This window comes from Candidatus Neomarinimicrobiota bacterium, from assembly GCA_021157965.1.
GTDB lineage: Bacteria > Fidelibacterota > Fidelibacteria > Fidelibacterales > Fidelibacteraceae > Fidelibacter.
This window is the reverse complement of sequence record JAGGVO010000012.1, coordinates 100,905-116,393: the sequence shown is the minus strand read 5'-3', so window position 1 is coordinate 116,393 and position 15,489 is coordinate 100,905. Positions and strand designations below refer to the sequence as shown.

Annotated in this window: 11 protein-coding genes; all 11 read left to right on the top strand. The window is 45.7% G+C overall.

What is annotated here, in order from left to right:
* The first annotated feature begins 1 nt into the window (after nucleotide 1).
* On the top strand, nucleotides 2–1,210 hold the full coding sequence (locus J7K63_01640) for an ABC transporter permease (protein MCD6233727.1): 1,209 nt from the start codon (nucleotides 2–4) through the stop codon (nucleotides 1,208–1,210).
* Nucleotides 1,203–2,420 carry an ABC transporter permease gene (locus J7K63_01635; GenBank protein ID MCD6233726.1) on the top strand — a complete coding sequence of 406 codons (1,218 nt, stop codon included), beginning with the start codon at nucleotides 1,203–1,205 and terminating at the stop codon, nucleotides 2,418–2,420. The genes J7K63_01640 and J7K63_01635 overlap by 8 nt, the downstream gene beginning before the upstream one ends.
* A gap of 3 nt (nucleotides 2,421–2,423) precedes the next feature.
* Nucleotides 2,424–3,131, top strand: coding sequence for an ABC transporter ATP-binding protein (locus J7K63_01630; protein MCD6233725.1), 708 nt, complete (start codon nucleotides 2,424–2,426; stop codon nucleotides 3,129–3,131).
* Complete coding sequence (locus J7K63_01625) at nucleotides 3,122–4,222, top strand: iron-containing alcohol dehydrogenase (GenBank protein MCD6233724.1); 1,101 nt, start codon at nucleotides 3,122–3,124, stop codon at nucleotides 4,220–4,222. The genes J7K63_01630 and J7K63_01625 overlap by 10 nt, the downstream gene beginning before the upstream one ends.
* 117 nt (nucleotides 4,223–4,339) lie before the next feature.
* Nucleotides 4,340–6,265, top strand: coding sequence for a molecular chaperone DnaK (gene dnaK, locus J7K63_01620; GenBank protein MCD6233723.1), 1,926 nt, complete (start codon nucleotides 4,340–4,342; stop codon nucleotides 6,263–6,265).
* Nucleotides 6,266–6,372: 107 nt separating this feature from the next.
* Nucleotides 6,373–10,194 carry a translocation/assembly module TamB domain-containing protein gene (locus J7K63_01615; GenBank protein MCD6233722.1) on the top strand — a complete coding sequence of 1,274 codons (3,822 nt, stop codon included), beginning with the start codon at nucleotides 6,373–6,375 and terminating at the stop codon, nucleotides 10,192–10,194.
* Nucleotides 10,195–10,202: 8 nt separating this feature from the next.
* The gene (locus tag J7K63_01610) at nucleotides 10,203–12,062 is read left to right on the top strand and encodes a BamA/TamA family outer membrane protein (protein ID MCD6233721.1); all 1,860 of its coding nucleotides are present in this window, start codon (nucleotides 10,203–10,205) and stop codon (nucleotides 12,060–12,062) included.
* A gap of 84 nt (nucleotides 12,063–12,146) precedes the next feature.
* Entirely contained in the window at nucleotides 12,147–12,674 is a 528-nt protein-coding gene (locus tag J7K63_01605) for a tetratricopeptide repeat protein (protein ID MCD6233720.1), read from the top strand.
* Nucleotides 12,675–13,670, top strand: coding sequence for a MoxR family ATPase (locus J7K63_01600; protein ID MCD6233719.1), 996 nt, complete (start codon nucleotides 12,675–12,677; stop codon nucleotides 13,668–13,670).
* A gap of 3 nt (nucleotides 13,671–13,673) precedes the next feature.
* Nucleotides 13,674–14,552, top strand: a complete 879-nt coding sequence (locus tag J7K63_01595; protein MCD6233718.1) for a DUF58 domain-containing protein — start codon at nucleotides 13,674–13,676, stop codon at nucleotides 14,550–14,552.
* Nucleotides 14,553–14,575: 23 nt separating this feature from the next.
* Nucleotides 14,576–15,481, top strand: coding sequence for a hypothetical protein (locus tag J7K63_01590; protein MCD6233717.1), 906 nt, complete (start codon nucleotides 14,576–14,578; stop codon nucleotides 15,479–15,481).
* Nucleotides 15,482–15,489: the final 8 nt, after the last annotated feature.

The window sequence follows — 15,489 nt, the reverse complement described above, 5'->3', positions numbered from 1 at the left end:
TTTGAAATTTGAATTTTTTTTGGCGTATCGAAGCCTTATTCGTTCACGGGGCAATCGCTTTATCCCCTTTATCCGTACCCTGGCGGTTACGGGGATGGTAATCGGTACGGCGGCCCTTACGATCACGGCCGGTATCCTCAATGGTTTTGAAGAAAACATGATTGAAAAAATTACGGGATTTGATGCCCATCTGCGGATATCTAATCTCCGTGATTCTTTTTTCCGGAGTGATACATCCCTCACACAAAATCTCTTAACCATTCCACATATACAGATTGTTGCACCTTATCTGGATGAAGAAATTATCATCCGGTATCAGGACCGGTCCGAGGGCATTTTATTCGAATGCATGGAAGAGGAAGATTTTCGCCGCATCCTCATGCCGTCCAAAAAACCATGGGCCGGGAGTGTCGATTTCTCCGGAGACGGAATTTATCTTGGAAAAGGCGTTTCGGATATCCTGGGTGTGTCACTCGGCGATACTGTGGACCTGCTTCTCATCAAAGGATTGCCCTCCCCCACAAATCCGGCACGAATACAAGCGGCGCTTGTTACCGGGATTTTTTCCACGGGGATCTCTGAGTATGATAAATCTCTGGCCTACGGCGGACTGGATTTAGGGCAGTCTTTTCTGACAGTGCCCGGTCGGATTTCCGGCTATCAGATACTGCTGGATGATACAAAGGTTACGGAATGGGTCAGTAATGCCATTGTGGATAAACTGCCCTATCCCTATTACAGTGTCAGCTGGAAGGACCGGCACTATACTCTTTTCAGATGGCTTGAAACACAAAAACTCCCCATTATCCTGATCTTTGGATTAATTGCCCTGGTGGCGGCTGTGAATATCATTTCCACTCTGGTAATGATCGTCCTGGTGAAGGAAAAGGAGATTGCGGTATTGAAATCTATGGGGATGGCATCCCGGCGTATAAAGAAACTTTTTCTGATGGACGGACTGATTATCTCATTAACGGGGTCTATACTGGGGGTACTTTTATCCCTTTTTATTGAATGGGGACAGATGACTTTTGGGTGGTTCACTATTTCGTCCGATGTCTACTTCATTGATCGTGTGCCTGTTTCCATCAATCCCCTTATTGCTCTGATTGTCATGGGCACTGCCATTGTTTTGGCCCTTGTTTCATCTTTTTATCCGGCGGCGAAAGCATCAGCCGTGAAACCGGTAGAAATATTGCGATATGAATAAGCAATCCCTGAAAACAGATTTTCTCATTGCCTTTCGTTATTTCAGAACCCGCCGAAAGGTGGGGATGGCTTCTGCTACCTCCCTGATCACACTGGTAGGAGTAGCCGTCGGAACCATGGCGATTCTCGTGTCCATGAGCGTTTTGAATGGTTTTAAGGGAGTGATTACCCAGAGGACCCGTGATATGGAACCGGATCTGAAAATTCATGTCCGGAGCCTGACGGCTGAAGAACAAGAGGAATTGTTGAAAGATCTGGAACATCAGTTTCCTGAAGACACTTTTATGCCGGTGATGAACCGGAAAGTGATCGCTTCCGGAACGAAACAGCGCCTTATTCAATTGAAAGGAATCCACCCGAAAACTTTCGATACCATGATGAGAATGAGTCCTTACCTCGCTTATAAAGGTTTTTTGACGGATGATATTACCCGAACCGATTTTCCTGAAATTATTCTGGGAAGCGGCCTGGCTTATGACCTGGGCGTGACGATTGGAGATACGGTGACACTCATCAGTCCCATCGATATCGAAAGTTTTTCCGCCCCGATTTTAAAAGCTGTTTTGAAAAACACTTTTGACGTGAATGTCTTTAATTATGATGATATGCTTGGACTGATCCATCTTCAGGATATGCAATATTTTCTTGATGATCCCGGATGGCATGAGATATATGTCCGCTCTGAAGATCCGGATGCCCGGGAGAAGATTTCTGCTCTGTTACCGGATAACATTCCCTGCATTCCCTGGCAGGAGGAACACCGTGAACTCTTTGCCGCCATGGAAATGGAGAAAAAAGGGACGTTCCTTGTCCTGAATCTGATTATTCTCCTGGCAGGATTCAATCTTGTCAGCTCCCTGATCATGCTTCTGCTGGAGAAAAAGTGGGAAATCGGCATTTTAAAAAGTATGGGACTCCAGGATAAAGATGCCTTCAGGATCTATTTTATATTGTCCTGGATTACCGGAGGTATTGGCATGCTGATCGGCCTTTTGGGTTCCCTGCCCCTTTTGCTTTGGCAACAGTTCCGTCCCTTTATTAAACTACCCCAGGATGTATATTTCATCACCTATCTCCCCGTCCGGGTTATGCTGCCGGATGTGATTTTAACTATTCTGGTGCTGATTGCCATCATATCACTTGCCGGACTCCTGCCTGCGCGGCAGTCCGTCAAATTAAAACCCCTGGATTCAATTAAAGTAAAGATGTAGCCTATGACGGAAAAACACATATTGAATGCCTATGGCATTCGGAAAACCTACCGATCCGGATCAGATACCCTTCTCATTCTGGATGATGTATCCTTAAAGCTTTACCCCGGCGATTTCGTCTCCCTCATGGGAGTGTCCGGTTCGGGGAAATCCACATTTTTAAATATACTGGGAACGATGGACGCGCCGGATACGGGACATGTTTTGATTCACGGGATCGATACGGTTTGTTTGAAGGAATCCGAACTGGCGGAATTTAGACGGAAACATATCGGGTTTGTTTTTCAGTTCCACTATCTCCTGCCTGAATTTTCCATTTGTGAAAATGTGGCCATGCCCCTTATGATTGCCGGAGAATCACGGACACATGCTTTGAAAAAGGCGCTTGAACTTATGGATTACCTGGGTATTGTCGAAAGGCGGGATCATTTTCCGGCGGAAATTTCCGGAGGTGAAAAGCAACGGGCAGCCATTTGCAGGGCATTGATCGCCCGACCGGATATCATTTTTGCCGATGAACCTACAGGCAATCTGGACCGGGAAACCGGAAATCAGGTACTGAACCTTTTTCAAAAAATCAACCGGGATTTTAAGCAGTGTTTCTTTTTAGTAACCCACGATGAATCCATCGGTGCCATTGCTTCAAGGCAATACCTGTTGAAAGATGCAACCCTGATTGAAAAAAAAGGAGAATTGGTTTCATGCTTATGAATTCTTATATGCCGGTCCGCCTTTTCTGGGGTCGGAACTGTCTGAAAGAAAATACATATTCCATAAGTGAACTGGGACAAAAAGCCCTGATTGTCACTGGTCGCCATTCTGCTGAAAAGAGCGGGGCACTGGAGGATATGAAAACAGTGCTGAAAAAGTCCGGTGTTTCCTTTATCCATTTCAATGAGGTGACTGAAAATCCTCTGGTTAAAACGGTTCAGAAAGCAGTGGATCTGTGCAAACGGGAAAAATGTGATTTTATTGTTGGCATCGGCGGAGGGAGCCCGGTGGATGCAGCCAAAGCTGTGGCTGTGGCGGTTTTCAATAAAATGAAAGCACGTGACGTGTATGATGTCCGGCGTATTCAGGGAGCTTTACCTCTGGTGACAGTGCCCCTGACCTCCGGGACCGGTACGGAAGCCACACCCTTCAGCGTGCTGACTGATGAAGAAAACGGTAAAAAGGCCGGATTTGGTCACGATGCCGTGTTTCCCCGTGTTTCTTTTTGCGATCCTGCTTACACCATAACTGTACCGCCTGTCGTCACACGGGATACAGGACTGGATGCCCTGAGTCACCTGTTAGAGGGCGTTTTTTCCACCAAAAGAAATGTGATCTTATATCCCCTGATTCGTCAGGGCGTTTTGGATATTATGCAATGGCTTGATAAAGCCATTGAGGATGGAAACAATCTGGAAGCCAGATCCCGTTTGATGATGGCTTCTCTTTGGGGCGGAATTGTTATCGCTCAGACCGGCACAACACTTCAGCATGCCATCGGCTATCCTCTGACAGTCCGTTACGGTGTAAGCCATGGACGGGCAAACGGATTGGTTCTCTCTGCCATATACCGACTTTATTATCCGGCTGTGAAAGATGCATTACACCGGGTGTTCGGCTCCGATACCATTTCTCTTGGTGACAGGCTCAATGACTGGCTGTCTCTCTTTGAATTGACGGAATCCCTTTCCATATCAGAAGAAAGTATCCCGGACATGGCCAGGGAAGTCATGAGTGCGCGGAACATGGCAAATAATCCCCTTTCTGTCAATCAGTCGGATATCGAAGCACTCTACCGGACCCTTTTCTAAGAGTAACGACAAATTGACATATATTATAGTCAAAATGGCAATTTAGTCTTGTGGCACGGGAATTGTTGCTATAAGATTGAATGGAAAAATGTGAAAACAAAAAAACAGGAGATAGATATGGGTAAAATGATTGGAATTGACCTTGGGACCACAAATTCATGTGTTGCAATCATGGAAGGTGGCGAGCCGAAAGTATTGGTAAATGCTGAGGGCGGACGGACCACCCCTTCAGTGGTTGCGTTTAAAAAAAATGGTGAAAGGCTGGTGGGTGCTTCAGCCAAACGGCAGGCGATTACAAACCCGGCAAACACCATCTTTTCCATAAAACGTTTCATGGGGCGACGGTACCAGGAAGTGGGGACTGAAATTCATGAAGTTCCTTTTAAGGTTGAGAAAGGCCCCAATGATGATGTCCGTGTCCGGGTGGAAGACAAGTTATTTTCACCACCGGAAATCAGTGCCATGGTCCTGCAGAAAATGAAACAGATTGCCGAAGAATATCTGGGTGAAAAAGTGACGGAAGCGGTCATTACCGTGCCGGCCTATTTTAATGATTCCCAGCGGCAGGCTACAAAGGACGCCGGTAAAATTGCCGGACTTGAAGTGAAACGGATTATCAATGAACCGACGGCTGCGGCACTGGCTTACGGACTGGATCGGAAAAAGGAAGAAAAAGTTGCCGTCTTTGACTTAGGGGGTGGAACCTTTGACATTTCCATCCTGGAAATTGGCGACGGGGTTTTTGAAGTAAAATCCACAAACGGAGATACTCACCTGGGTGGTGATGACTTCGACCAGAAACTTATCGATTATCTCGTATCAGAGTTCAAGAAACAGGAAGGGATCGACATTTCGAAAGATCCCATGGCAATGCAGAGACTGAAAGAAGCAGCTGAAAAAGCTAAGATTGAGCTCTCTTCGTCCATGCAGACAGAAATCAATCTGCCCTATCTGACGGCAGATAATACAGGTCCCAAGCACCTGAATATTTCATTAAGCCGTGCTAAGTTCGAACAGCTCACCTCTGAACTGGTTCAGCGGACAAAGGAACCCTGTATAAATGCCCTGAAAGATGCAGGGTTATCCAAAAGTGATATTGATGAAGTGATTCTCGTTGGTGGGTCCACAAGAATCCCAGCCGTGCAGGAAATGGTGAAATCCATTTTCAATAAGGAACCTAATAAATCTGTGAACCCGGATGAAGTGGTGGCTATCGGAGCTGCCATTCAGGGTGGTGTGCTTCAGGGTGACGTGAAAGATGTCCTTCTTCTGGATGTTACACCTCTCTCTCTCGGTATTGAAACACTGGGTGGTGTCTTTACAAAACTGATTGAGCGGAATACAACCATCCCCACGAAGAAATCAGAAATATTCAGCACAGCTGCCGACAATCAGTCCACTGTGGAAATCCATGTCCTTCAGGGTGAACGTTCACAGGCAGCCTATAATAAGACTCTGGGACGTTTTATTCTGGACGGCATCCCGCCGGCTCCCCGTGGTATTCCTCAAATCGAAGTGACATTCGATATCGATGCCAATGGTATTCTGAATGTTTCAGCTAAAGATAAAGCCACCGGTAAAGAACAGAATATCCGGATTGAAGCCTCAAGCGGACTGACGGAACAGGAAATCGAGAAAATGAAGCGGGAAGCAGATGCGCACGCAGCGGAAGATGAAAAATGGAAGAAAGTGGTTGAACTAAGGAATCAGGCAGATACACTTATCTACCAGACCCGGAAGCAATTTGACGAACTGGGTGACAAACTGACGGAGGATGAAAAGAAGCCGGTTGAGGAAGCTCTGAATGAACTTGAAAAAGTCAAAGACAGCAGCGATCCGGATCTTTTGAAGAGCAAAATTGATGATGTGACACAGAAAATGATGAAAATATCCGAGAAACTCTATCAGCATGCCCGTCAACAGGAAAGTGCCCAGGGTGCTGCAGGTGCCGAACCGGCCGAAGGTGAAAAGAGTTCCGGCGGAAACGGTTCTGAAGAATCCGTGGAAGATGCGGACTTTGAAGTTGTGGACGATCAAAAATAAGAGACCATAAATCAACCGATTATACGGTGAAAAGGGCGGTTTAACCGCCCTTTTTGTTTACAATTATTCCCATTTTCTTTAGCTTACATTGATAAAAAAGAAACGGTATGAAACAGAACAAAACCCACCATCCCCATCATTATCCTCCGAAAACTATTATTCCTTTTATCCTGGTTTTTTTACTGGGGCTTTTTGTGGTTGTTCTCTTCAATCCCAGGTTTTGGTTCAAACCGCTCTCAGGGTATATGACCCGGCAGCTGAAACAACATCTGAATGCAGAGTTTCTGATTGGGGCCGTTGAAGGGAATTTTAACCGGGCTATTTATGCCGACTCCCTCCAAATTCTAAATAATGAACAGGCTTTTGCTTTTAATGCTGACCAGGTATCGGTCTCCTATAAAAATATAGTTTTCCTGGCCATGACCCGCACTATCGATACGCTGAGTCTCGTCAACCCGGTATTGAAATCGGGTCCGGCTCTTTCCCACCAGGCTGATGAAAATATTACCGGTGCCCTGATGAAAATACTTGATGAATTTCCTGCGCTCAAAATCAATACCCTCTTAATTCATCAAGGTCAGATGATTCGCTCTCAGGCAGATGGTGAAGAACTTCAAATACGGGATATTTCCGGTGTCTTTGCTGTCAATACACGGGGTCCGAGAACCCGGCTGGATGTCCGTTTCCTTTCGTTTATGATTCCTGAAAAAAAGCTGACTGTAGACAGCCTGAAATTTTCGGTGACCGCTTCGGAAGGACTTGTCAAGATTCATAATCTCTCTGCCTGGCTGGACGAGATGAAGATTAATCTCTCTGGAAAACTCCAGCCTGTTCAGGCTCTTCCCTTCAAAGGAGAAGTCCTTATACAGCAGTTTCATCCTTCCCGGTGGATCCCCCGGTTTGAATCGTATCCCGATGATGTGCTGGATATTCTCGTGGATTTTTCCGGGAACCGGGATCATTTGCGGGGAAATTTTTCCATTCAGGGTTTGCTGGCTCACGATATTCTGCGCCAGTGTGAAGGAAGTATCCGCCTTCTGCATGACAGGGCAGAACTCCGTCATGTGACTTTTAAAAACACACATCTCGATGCCATGATACGGGATTTAAGTTTTGATCATGGTGCCCTTAGTCTTGATGGCCATATTGACCGGATAGCCTTTCCTAAGGAATCTCCCTTTGCCGATATGACCGCTGCCGGTGATGTTACGGCTTCAGGTCGTTTCCCGGATTCACTGATGATTCATTATGGATTATCAGGTGATTATAAAAATGAGCTTTCAATAGATGCTATTGAAGGTCAGGTCCTCTATCAGAATCAAAGACTTGTTTTTGTGGATACAACGAGGATACGCCTTCCGGGTCTGCATTTGGATCTCAGAGGACATATTGATTCCTTGTCCACATTGGATCTCCGCTTTGATATGACAGCCAATGATTTCCGGTATGAATTGAATTCCTCGGACCTGCTTGAGCTTGGGGATGCAAGGATCCAGGGACGCCTGCAGGGACACGTGGCCAACCCCGACATATCAGCTATTTATCTTATCAATGAAGCCTCTCTGAATCATTATCGAATTTCACGGGCCCGGGGGGCGGCGTCTGTCGGCAAGGTCATGAATCATCCCTCAGGCAATCTCTATATGGATTTGACCGGGCTTGAAATTCCCCCCTATACTATCAATAATGGCGGCACGTTCCTTGAATTTAAGAATGATACGGTCCTGATCAGTTCGTTTTCACTCAATACAGATGAGAACCGGATGGAGTTTATCGGGAAACTCACACTGGACAGTCTGCTGATTATTCAGGAATTTGCCGCGAATCTCCGGGGAAACAATCTCTTTCTTCAATCCCCCGTTAATATAAATCTCAGGCAGAATCAGGTGCATGTTTCGCCTGTAACGATGCAATTTAATGAAGGAATCCTCAAAGGGGAAGGCTCGTGGGATATGTCCCGCCGGTTCCTTGTCAATCTCCAGGGTGAATCTCTGGATTTGTCTGAATTGCTGTCAGTGGGGACCCGAAAAATCGATGCCGATGGTATGATGGATTTTCAACTTCGCCTATCAGGCAATCAACAGGCTCCGATCCTTCATTTTAAAGGAGAAGTAAAAGATTTTATCTATGGTCAATATCACTTTGAAAACCTTTCGGCGGATTTTACCTACAGGGATTCACTCCTGATACTTGAAAAAGCCGACATTGCTCAAAATCCGCGGGATTATATTAACCTTTTCGGACAATTTCCCCTCTATCTTACCTATGAAGACAGCCTGCTGTTGAATTTTCCCCGGAATGATCCCTTTACTTTAACCATGGAGGTCAATCAGTTTTCCACCGGAATATTCTCATCACTCCACAAGACCATACAGGAGATTGACGGTGTAGCCAATGGGATTATGACAGCTGGTGGATCCTACCGGGATCCGGAATTTCTTTTAAATCTTACTCTGGAGGATTTTCGTCTGAATGGATTCGCTTTTGACAGGATTCAGTCCCGGTTGGAGTATGAAAATCAAATGATTTCTATACAAAATTTTGCTCTGATCAGCAAATCCGGCAGTTATTCTTTAAGTGGTTTCTATCCTGTGGATTTGAGCTTGCAGCCTGTCTCCCGCCGGGTTAATCCCCAAGACAGTGTATCAATCCGCCTGGTAGGAAGAGACAGCAGTTTGACCTACCTGGAACCCATGATTCGGGTAGTGGAAGGATCGCAGGGGGACTTTATTACGGAGCTTGAGCTCAGCGGTTCTCCTTTGAAACCGTCACTCAACGGTCAGCTTCTTCTGGAAAAAAGCAATCTGACTATCAAAAATCTCTTAAATCCGGTCCGGAATGTACAGGGAAGCTTTCTTGTGCATGACAATACCATTGATGTGAATCTCAAGGGAAATTTGGAAAAAGACGATCCCCATCTTTTTAACCTGAACAGGGATGTGGCTAAAAACCGAAATGTTTCCATGACGGGCCGGATCAATATCCAGAATATCTTTAATCCCGAACTGGATTTACGCTTGAGGGGAAAGGAAATTTATATCCGGAGTTTGAATAGCCGTATCGATCTGATCGGGGATGGGGATATCACCATTCAGGGCCGGGATACCATCAGGGCCGAGGGGATTTACGCCGCAAGGGAAGGGGTGTTGAACTTTGATTTTAAACGGCCGGACCAAAACAGAATCCGACAAAAGCGGAAACGTGTCTTTGAATATATCCTCGAAATACCTATGGACGGCAATGTCTTTTTACGGAATGAGTTGATTGACGCCGAACTGGAAGGCGACATTGTATTGGAAAAGCGGGCTGAGGAACCGCAGCTCCTGGCCGGCAACCTGTCCGTCCGTTCGGGAAAGTTTTACTACTACAGCGCCATTTTCGATATTGAATCAGGTGAAATCACCTTTGATCCCTATGCCAACAACATTACATTGAATTTCCGGGCTGTTACACCGGTCCTGGACGGCTCAAACCAGGTGATTGCTACCCTGATGGGAGATATTGATAAACCCTCTATTGAACTTACGGATGAGAAAAACATATTTACCTCACAGGCTGAAATCATCCAATTGTTGACAACAGGGACTGTCGGAAGTGGTCAGTTTGTGGCAGGGGCTGCCCAGAGTTACCTCGAGACTATTTTTGAAAAAGAACTTGAACGCACAGCCAGCGAATGGGGAGGATTTGATCGGGTGGACCTGAAATCCCAGGGTTCCCTTTTTGAAAATCCCAATCTGGATAGTCTGACGATTTTGCTGGAACGGCGTATCGGGAAGAATTTGTATTTGAGTTATGAACAGGCTTTAAGCAATGAAAACGCAAACAGAAGTATTGAATTGGAATACAGACTGAACCGGAATTTCTCCATTATTGGTGAAGCCGACGACGAGAGTGTTTCCTTTTCATACCGGATTCGCTTTCAGTATTAGAGGATTACGTGAACCGACACTATTCCGTCATACTTGTTCTTTTGATGTGCATCCTGCCGGGATCATTGTATCCTTCCGACTTCCGGTACCAGGACAAACCGGTAGCCCGTGTGGAATTCAGCGGACATGAGTTTTTCAGCGACCGGGATTTAAACCGGATGATCTCCATTCAGTCCGATGGATTATTCAGAAAACGGCGGCTATTTAATCGGCGTGTGTTGAACAGGGATCTTGAGGAAATTCAGCGTAACTATATTGCCGAAGGATTTTTACAGTGCCGGATTTCAGATTCCCTGGCGCTGACGGACCGAAACCAGGTAAATATTACCATTGAAATACACGAAGGGCCCCGCTTTTATGTAAATACCTTTGAGGTGAGAGGAAATACTCTGATCTCTGACGAAGAGATCTTGTCCCTGATGAAAATCAAACCCGGTGATCCCTTCAAGCCCTTTGAATACCAGCGGGGACTTCAGTTGATTCAGGATGAATATGCTTCACGGGGACGCCCTTTTGTGGCGATTGAGGAGCAGATCCGGGAGGATGTCCGGATGGATATCAGTTTGCTCATCGACGAGGATGCGGTGTATTCCGTGGATAAAATTGAAATCACCGGCAATAAATCGGTCCTTGAAAAAACCATCCGGAAGGAAATCCTGGTGGAACCGGGAGATATCTTCGATCTGGAGGATATTAAAAAAAGTCGCCTGCACATTTTTGAATTGGGGGCTTTTAACAGCGTGAATATCATCCCGGTGAACCGGAATCCGGACAGTCTGACAGTGGGATTGAGAATTCGCGTGTCCGAATCTCTGCCAAGGCGCTGGGACGCAAATATCGGTGTCCGGCAGGGACGGATTGCGGAGTTGAATCAGACTTATCTTTTTACCCAGGTGGATTGGTTGCATAAAAATCTTTTCCACCGGGCAAGACGAATCCAGGCCAAGGGAAATTTTGGTATTGTATGGGATCAGGGAAACTTTTTCAGAAAAAGTACACCTTCCTATGGTGTCGATCTGTCGTATACCCGTCCCCGGATTTTATCCATGCGTTTCCCCACAACCGTGAAAGTCTATTACAACAAGGATGTCTATTCTCCCTTTACCCGGAATATTGATGAAAATGACGAGCTGATTACTGCCGGTGTGGAAGTCTCATCGCTATGGAAGTTGGAGCGAAAACTCAATACCATTGCCAGTTTCTCCCTTCGGAGTGTTGAAAGTATCCTGTCTGAAGATAAAAGTGAAATTCAGCGTCGTTTGAACTGGCAGATCCGTTTTGACAACAGGGACAATTTCCTTTTTCCGCGAAAGGGGTGGAATATCGGAGGGGATTTTCAATGGGTCAAGGGTATTTCAGGAAGTCCGACGGATTATTATCAGTGGGATATTTCCATCAGCAGATATCTGCCTGTTTTTGAAAGACTTGTCCTGGCAGTCCGGGTGGAAACGGGATTTATTGATAATCAGGCGGACAAACCACCTTTGGTTGTCATGTACCGGATGGGAACTGAAACCACCGTGAGGGGATGGTCTCAGTCCATCGGCCGGGAATTTGAAACACCGGACGGCTTGATTGTTTTTGCTGATTATGCCAAAGCCCTGGCAAGTGTGGAACTCAGAGTTAACCTCCCCTGGAATTTCGGCCTGGAATTTTTTGCAGATGCGGGACATTTACATGAAACATATCATGGATTGTGGAATCCGGACCGGTTTTATGTTAGTGCTGGTCCCGGCATCACCTATTCCACATTTATCGGTCCCGTCCGATTTGAATTCCCCTTTGTTATCGCGGACCCCAAAGGCAGATTTCAGCCTTGGGATCAGCCTGAGAAACACTTTATTATCGCTCTTTTATTTGCTTTTTGATTTCGTTAATATTCGGAACAATTAACGGACTTCAAACTATAAAACGGTGATGTTCAAAGGACTAATACGAGTGAGAGGTAAATTATGAGAAAAACACTACCCATCATGTTGACGCTGTTACTTTTGATTGCAGCCTCCTGTGACAGGCGCAGCCCGGATCAATTGCTTGAAGATGCAGAAGTTAACCTGACGCAAAATAAGTATGATGAAGCCATACAAGATCTTGAAGGGTTGATTAAAAAATATCCGGATCATGAAAAAGCAGCGGAAAGTGCTTACCGTATTGCGGAAATTCACATGAATAAACGACAGAAAATTGATGATGCCGTTAATGCTTTTATTTACACGGCTGACAAGTATCCCGATACGGAATTTGGTCCGAAAGCACGTTTTATGGCCGGTTTTCTTCTTGCCAATAATACAGACCGCCTGGATGAAGCGAGGAAGGTTTACGAAGATTTTCTGAAAGCCTATCCGGATCATGAGTTGAGTATGGCGGTAACGTTTGAGATTGAGAATTTAGGGAAGCCGTTGGATAACATTCCCCAGTTAAAGCCCATTCTCAATGAGAAAGATGCCCCTCAAAGAGCCCAAAATCCTGACAGGAAGTAAATGATGGATTTCAATATTCAGTTGCTGAACAAACAAATTCAGAAAGAAAGTGCGTTTATTGAAGATATCCTGACGGAATTACAGAAGGTGATTGTCGGTCAGGATATGATGATCCGCCGTTTGTTGACGGGTTTACTCGCTGATGGACATATCCTTCTGGAAGGAGTCCCCGGTCTGGCCAAAACCCTTACGGTAAATTCCCTTGCCCGGAGCATCAATACCCTCTTTCACCGGATACAATTTACGCCGGATCTTCTGCCGGCCGATTTGATCGGGACCTTGATTTACAATCAGAAATCATCTGCATTTGAGGTGAAAAAAGGACCGATATTTGCAAATATTATTCTGGCCGATGAAATCAACCGTTCCCCTGCCAAAGTCCAGTCTGCCCTTCTGGAAGCCATGCAGGAAAGACAGGTTACCATTGGCGACAACACATACAAGCTGGATGAACCCTTTCTGGTTCTGGCAACACAGAATCCTATTGAACAGGAAGGGACCTATCCGCTTCCTGAAGCTCAGGTAGACCGGTTCATGCTGAAAATCCGGGTGACTTATCCTTCAAAAGAAGAGGAGATGAAAATTCTGAGTCTGATGACCGGCAATCAATTGCCGAAGATTGTAAAGGCTGTTGTCACTCCCGAACAAATTATGAAAGCCAAAGAAGTAGTCCGGGGAATTTATGTGGATGAAAAGATTCACAAGTATGTAACGGATCTTGTATTCGCCACCCGTTACCCGGAAGAGTACGGCCTGGATAATTTAAAACCTCTCATTGATTTCGGTGCTTCACCCCGGGCATCCATTAATCTGGTGAATGCGGCCAAAGCCAATGCATTCCTGGATCACCGGGGATACGTTACACCGGAGGATATCCGTGAACTGGGTGCCGATGTTTTACGTCACCGGATAATCCCCTCATTCGAGGCGGAAGCGGAAGAAATAACCGTGGAAGACATGATTCGTAATATTTTCGAAGTGATTCCCGTCCCCTGATCTATGCTGTCCTCAGAAATACTCAGGAAAGTCAGACAAATTGAAATTCAGACCCGGCGTGTTGTTAATGAGGTCTTTGCCGGGGAGTATAAGTCTGTTTTTCGTGGCCAGGGGATGGAATTCTCCGAGGTCCGTGAATATCAGATCGGTGACGATATTCGCCGGATAGACTGGAATGTGACGGCCCGTTATTCACATCCTTATGTAAGGATTATGAATGAAGAACGTGAGTTGACGGTCTATTTTGCTGTCGATATTTCTTCATCCACCCAGTTTGGAACAGCAGAACAATTTAAAAGTGAACTGGCTGCTGAAGTATGCAGCGTGCTCTCTTTTTCTGCCATACGGAATGGTGATAAAGTGGGCATGATCAGTTTTAACGACCGGATTGAAAAGTACATTCCCCCCCGGAAAGGGAAATCCAACGCCATGCGGGTTGTCCGGGAAATTCTGTTTGGGGAACACCGGGCGGGTAAAACGGATATTAACGGTTCACTCCAGTACCTTTTCAGAGTTGCCCGGAAAAAAAGCGTTATTTTTGTAGTCAGTGATTTTTACGACCTGGACTTCAACCAGTCACTGAAACCCCTGGCCAATAAACACGACGTCATTCTCCTGCATGTGGTTGACCCGATTGACAGGGCATTGCCTGATCTGGGGCTCATCACATTTATGGATCCTGAAAGCGGGGAAGAGTTGATTGTCGATACGGGGGACAAAAATATCCGTGAACAGTATACCCTGGACTTTGCGGAACGCTCCCGGCAGCTGGATAAAATGGCTAAAAACGCAAAAGCCGATCTTATTACACTCCACACCGATCAGTCTTATTTGGAGCCTTTAGCAAATTTTTTCAGAATGAGAGGGAAGTTATTTCATTGAAGCCTGTTTGTTGGTTATGCGGAATGCTTTGTTTTTTTTCAGGTTTATGGGCCCAGAATGTATCAACCCATGTTGAACCGGACAGTGGCTATATCGGGGATGTATTCACTATAACCTATTCCATAACCCTGCCTGACCAGGCCAGGATTCTGTCTCCCCGTTTTGAAGAGGTAATCCCGGATTTCAGAATTCTTACCCAGTCTTCCGATACCCGTTTTGATGAAGCACAGTATACCCGGATTTTTACTGTTCAGGTTGCTGCTTTCGATACAGGCTATCAGGTAATTCCTGCAGTTGAATTCAAAATTCAGGATACCACTGAGAAATCTTTCAAAACACTGTGCAGTGATTCGATCCGGATTAAAATCCTTTCCACCCTTCAGAAGGTTCAATCACCACCGGAAGTATATGAACCCCTGCCTGTTCCCATATTCACAACACGACAAAAAGTTATTCTTCTCATTCTTCTGATTCTCCTGATTCTCTCAATCATTGGAATACTCTACCGGCACAGGACACGGATTCTTGAAGGCCGAAAGAGTGAAGCGCCAATCAATCCCTTTGATGAAGCGAAACAGTCCTTCCTGGCCCTTGAAAAGAAATCTTACCTTGAAAAAGGGGAGTGGAAAACCTTTTACATGGAACTTACGGCAATTCTCAAAAGATATATTGAACGATCCTTTTACCTCCATATCATTGACCTGCCGACGGCTGATCTGGTTCCGGTACTGAAAAAAGAAATTGCTCATATATGGACCGATAAAATGACCGATTTGATCAGATATAGTGATTTAGTAAAATTTGCCCGCCTTGAATCCTCTGTGGAACAGGGCCTGAAAGATTTGAAACAAGCCCGGGAATGGTGCGAAAAGGTGGAAATGACCGGGAATTCCTCTAAACTTTCCGGGGAAACTGAGAAATCTCCTTGATTTACTGC

Excerpts from the sequence above, each read along its gene's own strand:
- J7K63_01635 (MCD6233726.1), top strand. The coding sequence starts at position 1,203 with ATGAATAAGCAATCCCTGAAAACAGATTTTCTCATTGCCTTTCGTTAT.
- J7K63_01605 (MCD6233720.1), top strand. The coding sequence starts at position 12,147 with ATGAGAAAAACACTACCCATCATGTTGACGCTGTTACTTTTGATTGCA.
- J7K63_01615 (MCD6233722.1), top strand. The coding sequence starts at position 6,373 with ATGAAACAGAACAAAACCCACCATCCCCATCATTATCCTCCGAAAACT.
- J7K63_01625 (MCD6233724.1), top strand. The coding sequence starts at position 3,122 with ATGCTTATGAATTCTTATATGCCGGTCCGCCTTTTCTGGGGTCGGAAC.
- dnaK (MCD6233723.1), top strand. The coding sequence starts at position 4,340 with ATGGGTAAAATGATTGGAATTGACCTTGGGACCACAAATTCATGTGTT.
- J7K63_01630 (MCD6233725.1), top strand. The coding sequence starts at position 2,424 with ATGACGGAAAAACACATATTGAATGCCTATGGCATTCGGAAAACCTAC.
- J7K63_01595 (MCD6233718.1), top strand. The coding sequence starts at position 13,674 with ATGCTGTCCTCAGAAATACTCAGGAAAGTCAGACAAATTGAAATTCAG.
- J7K63_01600 (MCD6233719.1), top strand. The coding sequence starts at position 12,675 with ATGATGGATTTCAATATTCAGTTGCTGAACAAACAAATTCAGAAAGAA.
- J7K63_01590 (MCD6233717.1), top strand. The coding sequence starts at position 14,576 with ATGCTTTGTTTTTTTTCAGGTTTATGGGCCCAGAATGTATCAACCCAT.